Origin of the sequence: uncultured Thiodictyon sp., from assembly GCA_903837595.1 — a bacterium.
Taxonomy (GTDB): domain Bacteria; phylum Pseudomonadota; class Gammaproteobacteria; order Chromatiales; family Chromatiaceae; genus Thiodictyon.
This window is the reverse complement of record CAILVI010000104.1, coordinates 1-17,663: the sequence shown is the minus strand read 5'-3', so window position 1 is coordinate 17,663 and position 17,663 is coordinate 1. Positions and strand designations below refer to the sequence as shown.

Annotated in this window: 15 protein-coding genes; 5 read left to right on the top strand and 10 right to left on the bottom strand. The window is 66.3% G+C overall.

The genetic code is table 11. From position 1 onward, the window contains the following. Positions 1 to 330: 330 nt before the first annotated feature. The 3 genes from QZY44_RS05975 to QZY44_RS05965 all read left to right on the top strand — a co-directional run bounded on the left by QZY44_RS05975 (position 331) and on the right by QZY44_RS05965 (position 3,054). On the top strand, positions 331 to 564 hold the full coding sequence (locus QZY44_RS05975) for a DUF433 domain-containing protein (RefSeq protein WP_365303437.1): 234 nt from the start codon (positions 331 to 333) through the stop codon (positions 562 to 564). Beyond that, on the top strand, positions 561 to 959 hold the full coding sequence (locus QZY44_RS05970) for a DUF5615 family PIN-like protein (protein ID WP_295443621.1): 399 nt from the start codon (positions 561 to 563) through the stop codon (positions 957 to 959). Before QZY44_RS05975 ends, QZY44_RS05970 begins: the two co-directional genes overlap by 4 nt. A gap of 316 nt (positions 960 to 1,275) precedes the next feature. Further along, positions 1,276 to 3,054 (top strand): SufS family cysteine desulfurase, encoded by a 1,779-nt coding sequence (locus QZY44_RS05965; RefSeq protein ID WP_295443620.1) that lies wholly within the window; start codon positions 1,276 to 1,278, stop codon positions 3,052 to 3,054. Between the two features lie 10 nt (positions 3,055 to 3,064). On the opposite strand, the gene QZY44_RS05960 is transcribed toward QZY44_RS05965, so the two are convergent. From QZY44_RS05960 to sdhC, 6 genes are all read right to left on the bottom strand, one after another. Beyond that, positions 3,065 to 3,526, bottom strand: coding sequence for a protein YgfX (locus tag QZY44_RS05960; RefSeq protein WP_295443618.1), 462 nt, complete (start codon positions 3,524 to 3,526; stop codon positions 3,065 to 3,067). Between the two features lie 25 nt (positions 3,527 to 3,551). Then, positions 3,552 to 3,851, bottom strand: coding sequence for a succinate dehydrogenase assembly factor 2 (locus tag QZY44_RS05955; RefSeq protein ID WP_295443616.1), 300 nt, complete (start codon positions 3,849 to 3,851; stop codon positions 3,552 to 3,554). Between the two features lie 140 nt (positions 3,852 to 3,991). After that, positions 3,992 to 4,684: a succinate dehydrogenase iron-sulfur subunit gene (locus QZY44_RS05950; RefSeq protein ID WP_295443614.1), complete on the bottom strand. Its 693-nt coding sequence runs from the start codon at positions 4,682 to 4,684 to the stop codon at positions 3,992 to 3,994. A gap of 84 nt (positions 4,685 to 4,768) precedes the next feature. After that, the gene (gene sdhA, locus QZY44_RS05945; protein WP_295443612.1) at positions 4,769 to 6,532 is read right to left on the bottom strand and encodes a succinate dehydrogenase flavoprotein subunit; all 1,764 of its coding nucleotides are present in this window, start codon (positions 6,530 to 6,532) and stop codon (positions 4,769 to 4,771) included. A gap of 7 nt (positions 6,533 to 6,539) precedes the next feature. Further along, positions 6,540 to 6,896, bottom strand: a complete 357-nt coding sequence (gene sdhD, locus QZY44_RS05940; protein WP_295443610.1) for a succinate dehydrogenase, hydrophobic membrane anchor protein — start codon at positions 6,894 to 6,896, stop codon at positions 6,540 to 6,542. Next, positions 6,893 to 7,273, bottom strand: coding sequence for a succinate dehydrogenase, cytochrome b556 subunit (gene sdhC / locus QZY44_RS05935; RefSeq protein ID WP_295443608.1), 381 nt, complete (start codon positions 7,271 to 7,273; stop codon positions 6,893 to 6,895). Before sdhC ends, sdhD begins: the two co-directional genes overlap by 4 nt. A 294-nt stretch (positions 7,274 to 7,567) precedes the next feature. Between sdhC and QZY44_RS05930 the strand changes: the two genes are divergently transcribed. Both QZY44_RS05930 and QZY44_RS05925 read left to right on the top strand, forming a co-directional pair. Beyond that, positions 7,568 to 10,384: a PAS domain S-box protein gene (locus QZY44_RS05930; protein ID WP_295443605.1), complete on the top strand. Its 2,817-nt coding sequence runs from the start codon at positions 7,568 to 7,570 to the stop codon at positions 10,382 to 10,384. Positions 10,385 to 10,429: 45 nt separating this feature from the next. Next, positions 10,430 to 12,586, top strand: coding sequence for an ATP-binding protein (locus tag QZY44_RS05925; RefSeq protein WP_295443602.1), 2,157 nt, complete (start codon positions 10,430 to 10,432; stop codon positions 12,584 to 12,586). 3 nt (positions 12,587 to 12,589) lie between these two features. Here QZY44_RS05925 and QZY44_RS05920 read toward each other — a convergent pair whose 3' ends face one another. From QZY44_RS05920 to QZY44_RS05905, 4 genes are all read right to left on the bottom strand, one after another. Beyond that, entirely contained in the window at positions 12,590 to 13,861 is a 1,272-nt protein-coding gene (locus tag QZY44_RS05920) for a hypothetical protein (protein ID WP_295443599.1), read from the bottom strand. A 13-nt stretch (positions 13,862 to 13,874) separates the two neighbouring features. Then, on the bottom strand, positions 13,875 to 16,478 hold the full coding sequence (locus tag QZY44_RS05915; RefSeq protein ID WP_295443597.1) for a PAS domain-containing protein: 2,604 nt from the start codon (positions 16,476 to 16,478) through the stop codon (positions 13,875 to 13,877). Between the two features lie 81 nt (positions 16,479 to 16,559). Continuing rightward, on the bottom strand, positions 16,560 to 17,456 hold the full coding sequence (locus tag QZY44_RS05910; RefSeq protein WP_295443594.1) for a phosphate/phosphite/phosphonate ABC transporter substrate-binding protein: 897 nt from the start codon (positions 17,454 to 17,456) through the stop codon (positions 16,560 to 16,562). 12 nt (positions 17,457 to 17,468) lie between these two features. Further along, on the bottom strand, positions 17,469 to 17,663 hold a 195-nt coding region (locus tag QZY44_RS05905), incomplete at its 5' end, for a hypothetical protein (protein WP_295443591.1).

Here is a 17,663-nt window from a genome sequence, read left to right as displayed (position 1 = left end):
GGCTTCCTCAACCGCAAGAATGACGGTCATCCCGGCCCCAAGACGGTCTGGATCGGGTTGCAGCGCGTACATGAGTTCACCATCGCACTCCAGGCCCGCGAAGATATGGTGAGGACATGTGTATAAGGATGAGCGCGCCGCGTGGGGATGCCTTCGCACCGCGCCGCGGTGCGCACCGGGCGCGGCGCGCCCGGACTGGATTCCCACGCGGCGCGTGGGAATCAGGGCCATCGTGCATGCCGTTTGGTCCCCGGGCGAGGTCGTGACCGGCTCGGCTAAGGATCGGGCATAATGACGTCTAAGCCCATTTCCCTGTTCGGTATCACGCCCATGGCCCAGCGTTTCGACCGCATCATCAGTGATCCTGCCCGCATGAACGGTCAACCCTGCATCCGCGGTATGCGGCTCACCGTGCGGCGCGTCGTCGCCGCCGTCGCCCTCTACCCGGACCGCGCCGAGATCAAGCGCGAGTATCCCGAACTGGACGATGAGGACATCCGTCAGGCGCTGGACTACGCGGCGGAAAGTGTTGAGGACCAGATCATCACCTTGGGGGCGGCGTGACCCGTCTGCTGCTGGATCAAGGACTGCCGCGCAGCACCCCAGGCCACCTGCAACGACTCGGTATTGCGGCAACCCACGTCGCGGAAATCGGATTGAGCCGTGCCGCTGACGCAGAGATCATCGAGCAGGCGCGCCTGGGGCACTATGCCGTCGTCACACTGGATGCGGACTTTCACGCCTTGATCGCACTGAGCGGCGCGGCCCGGCCCACCGTGATCCGCATCCGTCGAGAAGGGCTCAAGGGGTCGGAGATTGCCGCAGTGATCGCGGATGTCCTGGCCCGATTGCCGGACGCCGTTGCCGCCGGCGCCCTGTTGACGGTCACCGAGCGCACCATTCGCGTCCGGTATCTGCCTGTGGACCGGGATATCCGGTCCGGGGCCGCGGGTGACTGACATTCCTCGTCCCCACGCGCCGCGCGGGGATGCCTCCGCACCGCGCCGCGGTGCGCACCGGGCACGGTGCGCCCGGGCTGGATTCCCACGCGGCGCGTGGGAATCAGGACCAAGAGGCCGCGCCCAAGATGCGCGATGATTTGGTTATCTGGAAAGATCAGTCAGCCGAAGACCTTGAAGGCACTGCCCCCCGGCTCCCATCTGGTAAGCTTCGCCGGTGCCTTTGCGCTTGCTCGCGGATGCCCAGACATTGCAGGAGGGCCGACTCCCCACCGGGGCGGCACTCATTACCGTACCAGGCTCAGGACCATCGTCCATGACAGCGACCCAGTTACTCGACGCCGCGGGGCTGCCCCCGCTCGATCCGGCGGCCATCCGCGCCCAGTTCCCCATCCTGAGCACGGCCGTGCGCGGCCTGCCGCTGGTGTATCTGGACAATGCCGCGAGCTCCCAGAAGCCGGACCAGGTGATCGATACCATCTCCGATTACTATCTGAGCCAGCACGCCAACATCCATCGCGGGGCCTACCAGCTCTCGATGACCGCCACCCGGCTGCACGAGGACGCCCGCGCCACGGTCGCCACCTTCATCAACGCCGCCGACCCCGCCGAGTGCCTCTTTACCCGCGGCACCACCGAGTCCATCAACCTGGTCGCCGCCTCCTGGGGCCGCGCCAATCTGAACCCCGGCGATGAGATCGTCCTCTCCGAACTGGAACACCACTCCAACATCGTCCCCTGGCAGATGATCGCGCAGGCGACCGGGGCGCTGATCCGGGTCATCCCGATCAACGACGCGGGCGAGCTGCGGCTGGACGAGTACCACCGGCTGCTCGGGCCGCGCACCCGTCTGGTCGCGGTGACCGCGGTCTCCAACGCCCTGGGGACCATCAACCCGGTGGCGCAGATCATCAAGGCCGCACACGAGGTGGGCGCGCTGGTGCTGATCGACGGCGCCCAGTGGGTTGCCCACGGGCCGACCGATGTGCAGGCCCTGGATTGCGACTTTTTTGCCTTCTCCGGTCACAAGCTCTACGGGCCGACCGGGATCGGGGTGCTCTACGGCAAGCGGCACCTGCTGGAAGCCATGCCGCCTTACCAGGGCGGCGGCGACATGATCGAGCGCGTCACCTTCCAGGCGACGACCTACGCCGAGCTACCCAACAAGTTCGAGGCCGGTACGCCACACATCGCCGGGGCCATCGGGCTGGCGGCGGCCATCGACTGGCTGGGCGGGGTAGGTCTCGAGCGCGCCGCCGCCCATGAGGCGCTGCTGTTGCGTCACGCTACCGAACGGCTCGCCGCCATCCCCGGGGTGGTGATCAAGGGCAAGGCCGCGCACAAGGCCGGGGTCCTGTCCTGGGTCGTGACCGATCCGCCGCTGGGTACGCTCGACATCGGCACCGGGCTGGATCTCAAGGGCATCTGCATCCGTACCGGCCACCACTGCTGCCAGCCGCTGATGGATCGCCTGGGGCTGACCTCGACCGCACGCGCCTCGTTCGGGGTCTACAACACGATCGAGGAAGTAGACCACCTGGCCGAGGAACTCGCCGCACTCATCGAGGGTGCCCGGGAGGCGGCGGCCGCCGCGCTGGCGCATGCGCCGACGCAGGCCCAGTTCGCGGCCGTCGCCTATCCGGCGGCGCAGGCGGACTCGCCGGCGGCGGCCGCCGAGGAGATCAGCGAGCTGTTCGAGCTGCTGCCCGACTGGTCGATGCGCTATCAACAGCTCATGGATCAGGGCGCCCGGATGCCGCCCATGCCCGAGGTCTTGAAGACCCCGGCCAACGTGGTCTTCGGGTGTCAGAGCCTGGTGCATCTGGACGCCCGGGTGCGGCCCGGTACCGCCGACATCATCGAATTCCTGGCCGACAGCGATGCCGCCATCGTGCGCGGTCTGCTCGCGCTGTTGCAGCAACTTTTCTCCGGACAGCCTGCCGCCGCCATCCTGGCCTTCGATATCGAGGCGTTTTTCCACCAGGTCGGACTCGACGAACACCTGAGCCTGGGCCGCCGCAACGGCCTGGCGGCCATGGTGCAGCGGCTGCGCCAACTGGCGAGCCAGATCCAGCAGCAGACGGCGCCGGCGTAGGCAAAGGGAATCAAGCAGGCGCGGCGTCCTGCTCCCGCCCGGTCCCCTCGATCCGCAACCGCTGCCGCAAGCGGCGCAGTTGCTCGCCGTCCAAGGCATCGGCAAAAAGCGGCAGCGACCAGCGGCGCACGTGGCCGCGACGCAGATTGAGCACCACCAGCGGCACGCTGATGAAGGTTGCGGGGGACAGGCGGGCCTGCGTTGGCGCGCCGGAGACGAAGGCGATGGTCCAGGTACTGTCGGCCTGCCAGGTGGCGGAGCGGATGGACCAGGGCGCACGGTGCAGGACCTGGACATAGAGATGGTAGGCGAGGCTCGCCCCGATCGGGATCAGGAGCAACAGCCAGGCTGCGCCGGGGAGTCCGAGGATGGCGCCGGCCGCAGCCAGATGGGTGAGTGCGACAAAGGCGGCGAGCCGCCGCGAAACACCGGGCTGGATCAGGAGCGGCGGCTGTTCGCGATGCGATGCCATGGGGCGGCCTGACCGATGCCCTGGATCAGGACTTGTAGGCAGCGACCACCGCGAGGATGTGCTGGGTCAGCTCATGAACTCGCGGGTCCTCGGGGACACGGCGCGCCATGAACCAGTTGCTCAGATCCTGGTCCTGCTGACCGAGCAGCGCAACGAACTCGGCGCGGCGAACGGGGTCTAGGGCGCGGTAGCCCTGGTCACGGTCCAGGAAGGGCAGCAGCAGGTGATCCAGTTCCAACATGCCGCGGCGGCATTGCCAGCGCAGACGGCGGATCTCCTCATCGGTGACGCCGTCCGGGTCTGGGATGGGGGTTGGATCAGTCATGGTGGGCGATCAGTCAGGCGGTGAATGCGGCTGTTGAGGGCGTTGCGCCGGTGGGGCTCGCGACGCGGAGCGTCCCTGGAGGTATTCCCACACGGCGCGTGGAGTTCCCACGCGGCGCGTGGGAACGAGGGGCCTCGGCCTTAGAGCCCCTTCTCCAGCATCAGGTCCTTGATCCGCCCGATGGCTCGGGTGGGGTTCAGGCCCTTGGGGCAGACGTCGACACAGTTCATGATGGTGTGGCAGCGGAACAGCTTGTAGGGTCCGTCCAGCGCATCCAGCCGCTCATCGGTCGCCTGGTCGCGGGTGTCGGCGAGGAAGCGCCAGGCCTGGAGCAGGGCAGCGGGGCCTAAGAATTTCTCCGGGTTCCACCAGAACGATGGGCAGGAGGTCGAGCAGCAGCCGCACAGGATGCACTCGTAGAGCCCGTCGAGTTGGTCGCGGTCCTCGGGGGATTGGGTGATCTCCCGCTCGGGGAATGAGTCGGTGCGGATCAGATAGGGTTTGACCGCCCGGTATTGCTCGTAGAACTGGGTCATGTCGACCACCAGGTCGCGGATCACCGGGCGCCCCGGGAAGGGGCGGACCACGATGGGCTCTTTGAGTTCAGTGATAGGGGTGATGCAGGCGAGACAGTTCTTGCCGTTGACATTGACCCCATCCGAGCCGCAGACGCCCTCACCGCAGGAGTGGCGGAAGGCGAAGCTCTCGTCCTGCTTCTTCACCTCCAGCAGGGCGTCGCGCAGCATCATGCCCTGGACCGGGCGGACCTCGTAGGTCTGCATGCGCGGCTTCTTGTCGACATCGGGGTTATAGCGATAGACGCTGATCTTCATGTTCTGTACCTAATCTCTTGCTCGGGCGCTCCACCCGCGGTGCCTGGGGCATCGCGGGAGGCGCGGCGCTTATCCACTGGACTGCTAGTAGACCCGCTCTTTCGGCGGGAACGACTCGACCGTCAGCGGCTTGGTGCGCACCGGTTTGTAGTCCAGGCGGTCCCCGTCGCGATAGTACAGGCTGTGTTTCATCCAGTTGATGTCGTCGCGCGAGGGATAGTCGGGGCGCGAGTGGGCGCCGCGACTCTCCTTGCGGTTCAGCGCGGAGACCGCGATGGCGAGTCCGACATCGATCAGGTTTTCGAGCTCCAGTGCCTCGATGCGGGCGGTGTTGAAGACCTTGGATTGGTCCGCCAGCCGCGCGTCCTTGAAACGCTCGCGCAGTTCGCACAGTTTCCCATAGCCCTCGGCCATGACCTCTTCGGTGCGGAACACCCCCGCGTGGTCCTCCATACACTTGCGGAACTCGGCCTTGAGCTGGTGCGCCGGCACCCCGTCGCCCGTGCGTTCCCAGCGGGTGAGACGCGCCATGGCCTGCTCCAGACTCGCCGGGTCGGTTTCGCGCCGGTGGGGGTTGGCGCGGACATACTCGATGATGTCCTTACCGGCCAGACGCCCGAACACCAGGATGTCCAGGAGCGAGTTGCCCCCCAGGCGATTGGCCCCGTGGACCGAGGCGCAGGCACATTCGCCGGCGGCATAGAGCCCGCTGATGATCTCTTCGGAGCCGTAACGGGCCGGGATCACCACCCGCCCGAAGCGGTCGGTGGGGATGCCACCCATCTGATAATGAGCGGTGGGGAAGACCGGAATGGGTTCGCGGATCGGGTCGGCCCCGGCGAAGATGCGGCTGGACTCGCGGATGCCCGGCAGGCGCTTGTCGATGACATCGGCCCCCAGGTGATCGAGCTTGAGCAGGACATAATCGGCGTTCTCGCCGGCACCACGCCCTTCCTTCACCTCGGTGACGATGGAGCGCGCGACCACGTCGCGGCTGGCGAGATCCTTGGCGCGCGGCGCATAGCGCTCCATGAAGCGCTCCCCGTCCTTGTTGACCAGGAAGCCGCCCTCACCGCGCACCCCCTCGGTGATCAACAGGCCCTTGCCGGCGATGCCGGTCGGGTGAAACTGGTAGAACTCCATGTCCATCAAGGGGATCCCGGCGCGCAGCGTCATCGCACAGCCGTCACCCGTGTTGATGTGTGCATTGGAGGTGGTGCGAAACACCTGGCCGCAGCCGCCGGTGGCGAGCAGGGTGGCCTTGGCCTCGATCAGGAGCGGCTCGCCGGTCTCAATCTCCAGCACCAATGCACCGGAGATCACGCCTTCCTTGTCCCGGACCAGGTCCAGTGCGAAGTACTCATCGAAAAAGTGGGTCTTGGCGCGGATGTTCTGCTGGTAGAGCGTGTGCAGGATGGCGTGACCGGTGCGATCCGCGGCCGCGCAGGTGCGCGCCGCCTGATCGCCGCCGAAGTCCTGACTCTGGCCGCCGAAGGCGCGCTGGTAGATCTTGCCGTTGTCGAGCCGCGAGAAGGGCACGCCCGCATGCTCCAGCTCATAGACGGTCGGGATCGCCTCGCGGCACATGAATTCGATGGCGTCTTGGTCACCGAGATAGTCGGAGCCCTTGACCGTGTCGAACATGTGCCAGTGCCAGTTGTCCGGCAGTACATTGGCGAGCGCCGCGTTGACGCCGCCCTGGGCCGCCACGGTGTGTGAGCGGGTCGGGAAGACCTTGGAGACCACGGCCACGCTGGTCTCGGCGCCCGCGAGTTGCAGTGCCGCGTTCAGGCCGGCGCCACCGGCGCCGATGATCAGGGCATCAAAGTGTCTGGTTGGGATGGGCATGGACGGATTATCCTGGAATTCCTGCTTTGATGATGGCGATGACGATGGCCTTGAAGCCCCACAGCCCGGAGGCCAGGAACAGGAAGGCCACGAGCGCGAGCAGGACGACCCGCACGCCGACGATCTTCACATAGTCGAGAAACACGTCGCGGATGCCGACCCAGGCGTGGAACAGCACGATCGGGAAGAAGAGCAACAGCGCGGCAGTCACCGGGGGTTGGGCCACCCAGGCGCGCAGCATCTGGACGTCCGCCGGGGCGTCGAACATGAACTTGATGAACAGATAGGTGATAAAGATCGCGAGATAGACGGCGGTGAGCCGCTGCCCCAACCACGCGATGACTCCGGATGCTTGGCGGCTCATGCTGCCACCTCCCAGTACAAAACCAACCCCAGGGCGGCGACTGCGGCCAGCATGACGATCCAGGCGCTCAGACGCGACGTGGCCCGCTCCAGCCCGATCCGCAAATCAAGCAGGAGGTAGCGAATCCCTGCGAACAGGTGATGCAGGATGCTCCAGGCCAGGAATATCAGGACCAGGCGCGCGAACCAGTGATGGAGCAAGGCGGTGGCGTCGGCGAAGCCTTGCGGTCCCGACACGGCCAGGTCGAAGAGGACGGCCCCGACGGGGATGGCGAGCACCATCAGCACCCCGCTCACGCGGTGGAGGATGGAGACGAAACCGGTGGCGGGGAGCTTGATCCGCCACAGGTCCAGGAAAACGGGTCTGGTCGATTGCATGCTTAATCCTGCGTGGATTTCAAAGGCCGCTGCGGGCGGATGGTCTCCCCCGCAACAGCCGCCAGGGGCGGCTGCCGACACGCGCCGGCCCGGGGGCTCCGGGGTCTTCACGGTGACATCCCGGGCCGCTCCCCCTATTGTGCACCGCAACACCCCCGGAAGTCATCCGGCTGTGCGTCAATGGGCTCTATTTGTGAACGCTCCGACCGGGCGTAGGGGTTGTGGCGCGCCACTTCTGCCATACTTCGGCCAGATTGCTTGGACGCGGGCCTGGGGCCCCGGGGAGGCTCGACAGTGGCTGGGCGACGCGCGGCGGCAGTTTTTTTCAGCGGGCTTTTCTGGCTCTCCTGCATTCTGGCCGGGGACGGGGATACGGTCTTGCCGGCGCCCGGCGTCGACTCCGTCGCGATTGCCACCTCCGAGGTCGTGATCCTGGTTTCTTATCATCCGGGCGACACCTGGTCCGATAACGAATTCGCCGGCCTGCTGGCGGGACTGCAACGTGCCGACCCGGCCGGCCTGCCCGCGGTGGAATATCTGGATACCAAGCGCTTTCCCGGCCCCGACCATCTGGCCTTTTTCAAAGACACCCTGGCGCACAAATACCGGGACCGCCCCGTGAGTCTGGTGGTCGCGCTCGACAATCCCGCACTCGACCTGCTGCGCAGCTATCCATCCGAGCTTTTCCCCGGCGTCCCCGTGGTCTTCGCCGGGATCAATGGCTTTCGCCCGGAACTCCTGCGCGAGCGTCCCGCGATGACCGGGGTCGCGGAGGTCGAGGACGCCGCCGGCACCCTGGACCTGGTCCTGCGCCTGCATCCGCGCACGCGACGGGTGTTGGTGGTCGACGACGGCACCGCCTCCGGGCGCGCCGTGCGGGGGGACCTGGAGGCCATCCTGCCGCGCTATAAGGATCGGGTCGCGGTGGATTTCGCCCCTGCCGGGCCGTTTACCGAGCTGGCGCGACAACTAGCCGCTTTGCCACCGGACAACGTCGTCCTGATCACAACCTATGTGACCGATGCCGCCGGCCGGGTCTTTTCACGGGCGGAGAGTACCCGCCTGATGGCCGCCGCCAGCCCGGCCCCGGTCTATGCCATGCATGCAACCCGCCTGGGTTATGGCATCGTCGGCGGACTCTTGCTCGACGGTCGGGAACACGGCGCCCAGGCGGCGGCCCTGGCCCGACGGGTACTGGCCGGTGTGGACCCGGCGGCCATTCCGGTGGAACTCAGCCGCTCCTACCCGGAGTTCGACGATACGCAGTTGCGCCGCTTTGGCATTGCCGAGACCGCCTTGCCCCCGGACAGCCGCATCATCAACCGCCCGGTGACCTTCTACAGCCAGAACCGGGGATTGGTGCAGGGCGTGCTGGCGGTGCTGGCCCTCCTGTTGGCCGCGGTAATGGTGCTCGCGCTGGCGGTGCGCCGCGCCCGGCGCGCCGAGGCGGCCATGCGCGCGAGCGAGGCGCGCTATCGCACCCTGTTCGAGACGATGCCCCAAGGGGTTGCCTATCAGGAGCTGGAGGCCGGCATCACCGCCGCCAATCCGGCCGCCCAGCGCATCCTGGGGTTGAACCTGGATCAATTGCAGGGCCGCCAATCCATTGATCCGCGCTGGCACGCCATCCATGAGGATGGCTCCGACTTTCCCGGTGCGGAGCACCCCGCCATGGTGGCACTGCGCACCGGGCAGGAGGTGCCCGGTACCCTCATGGGCATCTTCAATCCAGCGCTGGATGCCTATCGCTGGCTGATCGTCCATGCCCGGCCCCAATTCCGGCCGGGTGAAGAGCGTCCGTGGCAGGTGGTAGTCACCTTTGACGACCTCACCGACCTGCGGGCGGCGCAGACGGCCCTGCATCAGGCCCAGGAGCGGCTCGACCTGGCGGTGCAGGGGGCCAGGTTGGGGCTCTACGACACCGACTTTCATACCGGTGTGGCGCGGGTCAACGACAGCTACGCGAGTCTTCTGGGCTATGCACCCGCCGATCTCGACCTCTCGGTGCAGGCCTGGTGGGAGCGCATTCATCCGGCGGATCGCCCGCGGGTGGAGCGGCTGAGCGCGCAGATCCACGCCCGCACGCAAGAAAACTTCGAGATCGAATACCGTATGCGCCACCGCGCCGGGCATTGGGTCTGGGTGCTCGACCACGGTCGGGGGTTCGACTGGGACGCCGCGGGCCAGCCCGGGCGCGGTGCGGGGATGTTGCTTGACATTAGCGTGCGCAAGACGGCGGAGGAGCGGATCGCGCGTCTGTCGCGTCTCTATCAGACCTTGAGCGATACCAATCAGGCGATCGTGAGGACTGCCGATGAGGCCGAACTGTTCCGGCAGGTGTGTGACATCGGACTGCGGCTGGCGGGCTTTGGACTGGTGTGGATTGGTTTAGTGGATCACGAGCACCATCGCCTGATCCCGGTGGCCGCCGCGGGTGAGCAGGCGGGCGCCCGGCTGGCACTGGAATTCCCCCTGGATCGACCCGCACCGCCGGGTTCGACCCTCGCCCTGTCCGTGCTCGCGGCGGGCCACTCACAGGTCAGCAATGACTGGGGTTCGACGCCCGCGGGGGCGGCGGCGCCGACGCTGGGCGCCATGGCCTGCCTGCCGCTGTATCGCGGCGGGGAGCCGGTCGGGGTGCTGGAGGTCGGGGCCCCGGAGCCGGGCTATTTCGACACCGAGGTCATGGACCTGCTGGAAGAGATGGCGCGGGACCTCTCCTATGCCCTGGACAATCTGGAGCGCGCCCGCGCCCTGGCCGCGTCGCGGGCCGGACTGGAGGAGACCGTCGCCATGCGCACCGCGGCCCTGCGCGCGGCGGAGGAGGGGTTGCGCCTGATCCTGGAGTCCAGCGCGGACGGGCTCTGCGGTCTGGCCCCCGACGGCACCTTCAGCTTCGTCAATCCGGCCGCCTGTCGCCTCTTTGGCTATCCGGCGCAGCGCCTGGTCGGTGCCGTGAAGCACACCCTGGTCCACCACAAGCGTGCCGATGGCAGCCCTTATCCGGTAGCCGACTGTCCGATCTGCAATACCCTGAGCGGCGCCCCGGCGGTGACGGTCGACGACGAGGTCTTCTGGCGCGCCGACGGACAGGCGATCCCGGTGATCTAGTCCGTCCATCCGATGGTGCGGGATGGGGAGAGCGTCGGCGCCGTCGTGAGTTTCATCGACATCACCGAACGTCGCCGCCTGGAGGAGCGGCTGCGCCGTTTGGCCAGCGCGGTGGAGTGCATCATCGGGGTGCGGGATCGGGCCGGGCTGGCCGCCATCGTCAGTACCGCGATTCGCGACTTGATCGCGGCCGATGGCGCGACCTTGGTGCTGCGCGACGGCGATACCGGTGAGTATCTCGACGCGAACGCCGACACCGACATCTGGCAGGGTCCGCGCTTTCCCCTGGCCGACGGCGCCGCCGGCTGGGTGATGCGTCATGCTGCGCCCCTGACCCTCACTGATATCACCGATGACCCGCGCACCCCGCCGGAGTTGCGCCCCGGTGCCCCGGTCCGGGGGCTCTGCCTGGTGCCCATCGGGCGCACCAGCCCCCTGGGTGCCATCGCCTGTTATTGGTCAGAACCCCACCGGACCAGCGAGCAGGAACTGGGCCTGGCCCAGGCGCTGGCACACGCAGTGGCGGTGGGACTCGCCAACCTGGACCTGATCGGGCGCCTGACCGAGGCGCGGGCGGTGGCCGAGCGCCTGGCCCAGGTCAAGAGCCTCTTCCTAGCCAACATGAGCCACGAGATTCGCACCCCCATGAATGCCATCGTCGGGCTCGCCCACCTGCTGGCCCGGGGCGCGCGGGACCCGGACCAAGAGGACAAGCTCGGCAAGATCACGGCTGCCGCCAACCACCTGCTCGCCATCCTCAACGACATCCTGGACTTTTCCAAGATCGAGGCGGGTAAGCTGGAGTTGGAAGAGAACGACTTCGACCTGGGGTCGGTCCTGCGGCGCGCCTGCACCCTGGTCGCGGACCAGGTGCGCGCCAAGGGCCTGACACTGGCACTGCACGTGGACCCCGTCCTGACGGCGGCTACGGGGCTGCGCGGTGACCCCACGCGGCTCACGCAACTGCTGCTGAATTATCTGGTCAATGCGGTCAAGTTCACCGAGCACGGGAGCATCGATCTTGAAGCCACAGGGAGTGAGGAGGGGGCGGATAGCTGCCTGGTCCGCTTCGCCGTGCGCGACACCGGGAGCGGGATCGACCCGGCGGAGCAGGGGCGTCTATTCGACGCCTTCGAGCAGTTGGACGCCTCCACCACCCGCCGCCACGGTGGCACCGGACTGGGGCTCGCCATCAACCGGCGCCTGGCCGAACTCATGGGCGGCGCCGTGGGGGTGCAGAGCGCACCCGGGGTCGGCAGTACCTTCTGGTTTACCGCGCGCCTGGGGCGGGGTGCGCCGGCCGGAAGCGGCGCCGAGCCGTGGCCGGCGCCCGTGGTGGACGTGCCGGATGCCCCCGAGTCGATGCTGCGCCGGGACTACCCGGGCACGTGCGTGCTGCTGGCCGAGGACAACCCGATCAACCAGGAGGTCGCACTGGAACTCCTGCGTGGGGCGGGCGTGCGGGCTGACCTGGCCGCCGACGGGGCGCAGGCCCTGGCCCTGGCCGGGGAGCGTGCCTACGACCTGATCCTCATGGACATGCAGATGCCGGTGCTCGACGGGCTGGAGGCAACCCGACTGATCCGGCAGCTGCCTGGCTATACCGCCACCCCCATCCTGGCCCTGACCGCCAACGCCTTCGGCGAGGACCGCGCGCGTTGTCTGGCGGTGGGCATGAACGACCATGTGGGCAAGCCGGTAGAACCCGAGGTGCTGTTCGCCGCACTGTTGAAATGGCTGCCGCGCCGCCCCAGCCGGCTGGAGCGCACACCTGGACCTCAACCGGGGTCGGACACCGTGCCGCCGCTCGTAGACGCAGCGCCGGCCGAGCCGCCGCTGGCCAGACTCGCCGCCATCCCCGGACTCGACACCACGCTGGCCCTGCGCAGCGTTGCGGGGCGGGCCGATCGCCTCCTGCGCGTGCTGCGGGTCTTCATCAACAGCAGCGGCGACCATCCGGCCCGCGTGCGTAAACTGCTGGCGGCCGGCGACGCCCCCGGTGCGCAACGTATCGCCCATAGCCTAAAAGGCGCCGCCGCCACCCTGGGCGCCACTGAGGTGCAGACCCAGGCGCTGGCGTTGGAACTGGCGCTGCGCGAGGGCCGCCCGCACGCCGAGATCGAGCCGCTGATCGACCGTCTGGACGCGACCCTGAGCGGTCTGCTCGTCGCCATCCGGGACAGCATCGACGCCCCGGTCTGACCCTCACATCAGGGCATTTCCCCGCTCACAGAGCGCCACCAGGAGCGGCAGTTCCACATGTGCCGGTACCGGGGGCAGCCGCGGGGGGCGCTCGTCCGGGTTGGGGTACGCGAGCTCCAGTTGATGCAGTGCCTCGCCGTGGATCGCGCTGAGCGGGATCAGCCAGGGGCGCCCTGCTCCCAGCCGTAGCAGGTCCGGGATGCCGGCGATCCCGGGGGAGGGGGCCGCCGCAAATTCATCGTGCAGGATCGCCGATACCCGGCGCGCATTGGCCAGATAGCGGGCGATGCCCCGACCAGTGCGGGTCTCGATCAGGAACGCCTGATGCTGCTGTAGATAGCCACCGATCCAGGTGTCACGCAGCCGCGTCAACGCGGCGCGCCGATCATCCGCCATGGTGAGGGCCAGGAGGCTGCGTACCGGTTGGCGCAGCCCCAACTGGCGGCGCATGTCTTTGTAGTTCTGCACCACCGCGTGGAAGGACTCCAGGATGCTCTCGCGCTCCCGCCAGTCGGCGCTCGTAAGCTCTGGCCCGGGGAATACGGCCCACAACGGCAGACAGAAGACCATGACCGTCGCCGCCCGGTAAGCCAGCTCCCAGAGCGCGCGGTTGTGGGCGTCCCTGGACTCGAAGAACTGCTCTCCTGAGCCGTCGAAAAACTCCACCTCCAGCGCGCAGCTGCTGCGCCCCAGCAGTCCGGTGCGATAGGGCAGGTTCAGGCGGTACCAGGGCTGGTGGGTCGCGAGCGTGCTGCCGAGGCGGGTCCAACGCTCATAATCCCCATTGAACCGCTGCAGATTCACCGTGCGGGCGGGTTCATCGGGGTAGCGGGTCGTGACCAGTTCGACGCCCGCGCTATCCATGAAATAGGACAGCGCACCGGCCGTTCGCGCATTCTGTACCCGGTAGACCATGGCCTGGAACAGGTAGCTCTTGCCCACCCCTTTGCCGCCGATGATGCCTATCCGCTGGACGTTGCGGTAGCGTGTGAAGGGTTCCGGCTGGGTGTCGAAAAATGACGTTTCCTCACCCAGGGGCGAGCGGGCAGGTGCACCGGTGAACGCGGCGTCCAGACGCGCGCCCGTGGGCGATGGATGGCGTTGACCCAACGACTGCGCAGCGGCGGGGAGCGGATTCGGTGCGGGCTCAAATTCCGACGCCAGGTCACCAAGGTGGAATTGTGCTTCGGTGGGGTCTTCACGGATATCGCCCCAGTCGTCGTCGAACTCGTCGTCGGCCGGATCCGCGTAGGGGTCAGAGGCTTTGATCGTCATTGCGTCGGTGGCCCTAAGCGGACCCTGACTGATTCAGCCAGCGCGCAAGCGTCGATTGCAGTGCCTCGAATGAGATCGGTTTGGCCAGAAAGTCATCCATGCCGGCACGCAGGCAGCGTTGGGAATCCTCCTCGAAGGCATTGGCGGTCAGTGCGACAATCGGCAGACGCGGCTGTTGGTGCTCCTGCTCCCATTGCCGAATCTGCACGGTTGCCGTGTAACCATCCATCACCGGCATTTGCACATCCATCAAGATCAGCTGCGGCAATGCTCCCTCCTTGATCGCGGTGACGGCCTGTTGGCCGTCTTCCGCCATCACCACGCTCACCCCGAGTTTGCCCAATAGCTTGGAAATGACCTTGCGGTTCATGAAATTGTCCTCCACCACCAAGACTCGCGCGGCGCGCAGGCCGTCCCAGGCGTCGGCCTCAGATTGGACCGGCAGCTGGCCAACCACCGGCCGCGGCGCTTCCTCTTCAGTAACCAGCTTGGCCGGAATACGGAAGAGGAAACGGGAGCCCCTGCCGGGTTCGCTCTCGATACCAACCCCGCCGCCCATCAGTTGTGCCAGAGTGCGCACGATCGACAGCCCAAGACCAGTCCCGCTGTATTGCCGGGTGATCGAGCTGTCGGCCTGTGAGAAAGGCTTGAACAACTCCGCCTGCTGGTCTCTTGAAATACCGATCCCGGTGTCGCTGACGGCAAATTCGAGCAGTGCCGTCGTACCATCACGCCCCGTTTCAGTTGCGGTAATGCGGATCGTGCCTTGGTCGGTGAACTTGATGGCGTTGCCGACTAGGTTAGAGAGCATCTGGCGCAACCGATAGACATCGCCGGTATAACGTTGCTGCGCCGGCCCGGACCAATCGATGTCCAGCTGCAGGCGTTTCGCCCGGGCCGCCGCGCTGAACAGTGACTGAATTTCTTTGAGCACCAGCGGCGGCGCGAACGAGGCCGATTCAAGCTCGAGCCGGCCCGCCTCGACCTTGGATAAGTCAAGGATATCGTTAAGCAATCTCAATAGTGTTTCGTTGCAATTAAGGATGGTGCCGGCTGCATCCAGTCGCTCGGCATCCTTGACTTCGGGCTGCTGGAGTAGTTGCGCCATCCCCAGAATGCCGTTCATGGGCGTGCGAATCTCGTGGCTCATGGTTGCGAGGAAGCGGCTCTTGGCACTATTGGCATTTTCGGCCGCGAGCTTGGCCTCAATCAAGGCTGCCTCCGCCTGCTTGCGGGCCGTGATGTCTTGATGCGTACCGGACATCAGCAGCGGCTTGCCATCGGCGGTGCGGCTGGCCAGCTTGCCGCGATCCAGCACCCATACCCAGTGGCCGGCACGGTGGCGCATGCGGGCCTCGTATTCGTAATAGGGCAGGGCGCCCGCGAGATGTTGGGTCAGTAGTTCGTTGGACCGTGGCAAATCGTCGGGATGTACGAATCGCAGCCAGGTGGCGATCGAGATTGGGGCGAGCTCTTCCAACCGATAGCCGACGATCTCCGCCCAGCGTTCATTGATGACGAGCTCGCCGGTCGGCAGGTTCCACTCCCAGGTGCCGACGTTGGTACCCTCGATAATGTCCGCCAGACGGCGGCGCTGATTCGCGATTTCCGCCTCGTGCAGTTTGCGTTCGGTGATATCGGCGATGGAGCCCACCATGCGGGTGGGTGCGCCCGCGGCGTCGCGCCCCACAACCTGGCCGCGATCGAGTACCCAAACGATGCGTCCGCCCTCCGCGACCAGGCGGTGTTCAGACTGGTAGATTCCGCGATTGGCGAGCGCCCCGGTAATACGTTCAGTCACACCCTGACGATCTTCCGGGTAGATGCAGTTGACGAAAAATTCGAGCGGATGCGACGGCGGCAGATCCTGGAGGCCGACGAGCCTGCCCCACTGCTCATTGTGCGTGATCGTATCGCCGGGAATGTTCCAATCCCAAATGCCCTCGCCGGTGGCCGCCAGCACATAGGCCAGACGTTCCTCAGACTGTTGCAGGGCGGACTGGCCCAGTCGCACGGCCGTGACCATGTGATTGAATGAGGCGAAGACGCTGCGTAACTCCGGACTCCCCGTCGGCGCCAGTTGGACATCAAGGCGGCCCGCCGCCATCGCCCGCGCTCCCTCTTCCAATTGTTTCAGGGGTGACAGACCGGAGCGCAGCACCAGCCAGATACCGATGAAATCTACCAGGATCGCCAGCAGCAGAATGGACAGGTGGTTCTTGAGATGACCCCAGGCGCGTTCGGCGAGTCGCTGCGCCGACAATACCAGATGAAGCTCGCCGTAGCGGCGGCCACCGACGATGACTGAGGCCTGGTCGGTGACATCGGAAAAATCAAACAGCGCCAGAAACCAGGCGGGCGCCTGTGATGCGTTGCGCGGGCGGCTGCTGGTGAGGGTGGTACCCGAGGCGTCCTGGAACCTCACCGAGACCATCAACGGGCGCGCCGCATAATGGTTAAGCGTCTGTTGCAACGTCGAAAAATCGCCGACCACGACGGTTTCGGCGAGCGCCGACGGCAAGCTCTCGAGTTCCTTGCCGAGCTCCATCGTCAGATCGGTACGAATCTCCGCGGCCTCCTGTCGAGCGCTGACGAAGACCATCGCGGCGCCCGCCACCAGGATTGCCGTACTGGCGGTGAGCAGCAGCCGACCGATGAACGGGAGCCTGCCCCAAAGCTGTCGCACGGTCGTCTCGACCTACTTGATGTCGGTGACCAGCGTATTTCTGTAGAATTCCGTGTAGTTGCTGTAATCTTCCGGGCCGGAGGCCTGAAAGCCGTATGGCGCCTTCTGTCCGATGACTTGCGCCGTGCTCTCCAGCACTTGGGCGCCTGTCGCGTCGTCATCCATGCCATCGATTGCCATCTTGACGGCGTTGGCCACTGCCATGGGGACCCGCGGATGCACCGCAACGGGAAGGTTGTTGTAGGCGACCGATTCCCATAGCACGCGGTAGGGCAGGTCTTCCCGGTTGGAAAAGGCCTTCATCACTTGGCTGTTGACGCCCGCGGCCACCACCCGGCCGGTCTTGAGTTGTCCCATGATGCCTTCCTGGTTGCCGCCGAAGACCGGGGTGACGTGGATGCCCTGTCGCAGCAATTGATCCATCGGCACGGCATAGCCGACGAAGGCGGCGAGCGAGGGAAAACCCACTTCCTTGCCCGCCAGATCCTTCAGATTCTGAATCGGCGAGTCGGCCAGGGCGACGATTTGTCCGGTGATCGCCTCTCCGCGGGGCCGCAGGATGACCTGGTAATTCGCCTGGCCCATCTTCGGCAGGAAGATGGTATTGGAATAGACAAAATCATATTCGCCACGTTCGGTGGCATCGTTTGATTCGGGTGCCGTGCGGGCTATCTTGAGCGACAGTTCCACTCCGGTCTTACCCTTGACATAATCGAGAATCGGGTTCCAATATTGCGCAGTCAGCACCGCACTGCGCTGCGACAAGACCCCAAAAGAATAAATCTGCGCCGCCGCGGGCCCGCCAGAGACGGACCAGACGAGGGTGCATGACAGGAGTAAGAGCAATGTATTTTGGCGTTTCACGATGGAGTTTTCCGGGGATTGCGGATAGAACGGACAGCCACGCAAGCGTGGTGCTCTTCAGTCGGCCAGGACGCGTATGACCACCCAGTCGCGGTCCGCGAGATGGCGATCGATGAGCGGCGCCGTCACCTTCCAGGTCTGGGCCTTGTCCTTGATCCTGAAGCCTTGCTCAGCGCGGTCGTCGCGGCCCGGGATGACGGTTGCACCCGACTCCTTGATGGCCTCGCGGAGCGTGCGCGACGTCGTGCGCGC